This is a genomic window from Mycobacterium sp., assembly GCF_049585075.1.
In the GTDB taxonomy this organism is placed as follows: Bacteria; Actinomycetota; Actinomycetes; order Mycobacteriales; family Mycobacteriaceae; genus Mycobacterium.
Genome location: NZ_JBAUZA010000487.1, coordinates 1 through 2,215, shown reverse-complemented (window position 1 = coordinate 2,215; position 2,215 = coordinate 1). Strand labels below are relative to the sequence as shown.

Annotated in this window: 2 protein-coding genes and 1 pseudogene; 1 reads left to right on the top strand and 2 read right to left on the bottom strand. The window is 68.3% G+C overall.

Annotated elements, in window-relative coordinates; translation table 11 throughout:
* Both WB785_RS22850 and WB785_RS22845 read right to left on the bottom strand, forming a co-directional pair.
* Window positions 1-218, bottom strand: a pseudogene (locus tag WB785_RS22850) (hypothetical protein); the annotation flags it as partial.
* A 3-nt stretch (window positions 219-221) separates the two neighbouring features.
* Window positions 222-1,499 carry an MFS transporter gene (locus tag WB785_RS22845; protein WP_424082092.1) on the bottom strand — a complete coding sequence of 426 codons (1,278 nt, stop codon included), beginning with the start codon at window positions 1,497-1,499 and terminating at the stop codon, window positions 222-224.
* 77 nt (window positions 1,500-1,576) lie between these two features.
* Between WB785_RS22845 and WB785_RS22840 the strand changes: the two genes are divergently transcribed.
* A partial coding sequence (locus WB785_RS22840; protein ID WP_424082090.1) for a uracil-DNA glycosylase family protein occupies window positions 1,577-2,215 on the top strand: 639 nt, incomplete at its 3' end.

Genomic DNA, 2,215 nt, shown 5'->3' with positions numbered 1-2,215 from the left:
GCCCAGGCGGACTGCACGGCGCGGGCGCGCCGCGCCGCGTCCACCACGTCGGCCGGTGAGCAATGCGGCACGCGGCCCAGCGGTTCGCCGGTCATCGCGTTGGTGATCTCGCGGTGTCGACTCTGGTCGGCGGCGTCGACCCGGTTGGCCAACGTCTCGAGCAGACGTCCGACGTCGTGGGTGGGTGCCGACCGCGCCGGCGAGCGAAGTGCGTTCATTGATCAATCCTCTTCCACGGCATCGTCGATGACTAGCCCCGGGTTGCTTGGCTGAAACTCGTCCAGCTGCCGCAACGAGGAAAGTCGAAGCGAGACCAGCCCCATGGCGATCATCGGAATCGCCAGTACCAGAAACGTCGTCCGAAGCCCGGCGGCATCAGTCAGCGGCCCGGCCAGCATGAAGCCCAGTGGCCCGGCGGCAAATGCCAGCGACGTCATCACACCGACAACCCGACCGCGCAGCTGCGGCGGCGACTTGGACTGCATGACGTAGTTGTAGATCGGGGCGATCGGCCCGTACACCAGCCCGATGAGTCCGCAGAGCAGCAGGATCACCGGCAACGGCGGAAGCGTCGATATCAGCGCGGTGCATACGCCCAGCGTCAACGTGGCCGTCAACAGCGTCCACCGCCTGCTCAGGCGGCGGACCAGCAACGGGTACGCCAGCGCGCCGGCCAATCCGCCGACGCTCAACGCCACCAGCACCCACCCCAAATGCGCAGGCTGATGGCGGTCGGTGAAGTACTTGGGAAACAGCACGCTTTCCAAGGGCAGATACAAGGCGGTCATCGCCAGGTCGATCAGTGCCAGCGTGCGCAGCACCCGCAGATTCCACACGAACCGCAGCCCGTCAAGCATCCCGGACCACGGCCCGTCGGGTCGGGCATCAACCGGTGGCGTGCCGGCGCCGGGCAACCGCAGCGCGCTGATCGCGACGATAGATACACCGAACGCGCCGGCGGTAACCCACATGGTGTTGATGCCGCCGATGGTGCCGATCAGAAGTCCGCCCAGCCCCGGGCCGACGATGTAGGCGACGTTGAAAATGGCTTCGTAAAAGCCGTTGGTGCGGTCAAGGGTCCACCCGGCAGTCGTGGCGGCCTCGGGCAACATCGATTCGCGCGCTGTGATGCCGGCGGGATCGAACAGCGCACCCAGCGCGGCGAGCGCCGCGAGCACGCCGACGGTAACGCTGCCGCGTCCGAACATCAGTGCCAGTAGCGGAACCGCTGCCACGGTCGCCCCCGACAGGGCGTCGGAGATAAGCGAGACACGCCGTCTACCAAGGTAATCCACCGCTGTTCCGGCGATCAGGGTGGAGAAGAGCAGCGGCAACGAGGCTGCGCCGGCGACGATCGAGGCATCGGAGGCGCTGCCGTTGTGCTGCAACACCAGCCAGGGAAACGCGATCAGCGAGATACCGTTGCCGGCGGCGGCGGCCAAGGCAGCGAACAGGATTAGATAAAGAGACCGACGGGACGATCGCGATGTTTTGGACATGGCAGTTCGGGGACGCAATCTAACAGTGGGCATGCCCGGCGGGCGAGCGATTTTCGCCAGTCAGGCACAGTAGAGCGGTGAGCCTTGCCCAACTCGCCCACCCACGGACGGGTGCTTTTTTCGACTCCCCGGTGCCCCCCGGCACCGGCTGGCCCGGCGATCCGGCGACCGCCCGCACCGCGGTGGCGACCACGCGTGCGGAGGTGGCCGCGATGGCTCTGGCCGTCGAATCCCCGGCACAGCTGGATGCCGAGGTTTCGGTGTGCCGAGCCTGCCCGCGATTGGTGCAGTGGCGGGAGCAGGTCGCGCTGACCAAACGGCGTTCGTTTGCCGACCAGCCATATTGGGGGCGACCGGTGCCGGGGTGGGGCGCCGAGCGGCCGCGGCTGATGATCGTTGGGCTGGCCCCGGCCGCGAACGGCGCCAACCGGACCGGTCGGGTGTTCACCGGCGACCGGTCCGGAGATGTCCTGTACGCGGCCATGCACCGCGCCGGCCTGGCGAATTCGCCGATCAGTGTCGACGCCGCCGACGGCCTGGAGCTGAATGACACTCGGGTGGCCGCCGCCGTGCGATGTGCGCCGCCGGACAACGCGCCGACGCCCGCCGAGCGAGCGACCTGTGCGCCCTGGCTGACCGCCGAGTGGCTGCTGACCGGCGGCGACGTCGGCGTCATCGTGGCGCTGGGCGGATTCGGTTGGCGCTCGGCGTTGGAC

Coding starts and splice junctions, on each gene's coding strand:
- WB785_RS22845 (WP_424082092.1), bottom strand. CDS start 1,499: ATGTCCAAAACATCGCGATCGTCCCGTCGGTCTCTTTATCTAATCCTG.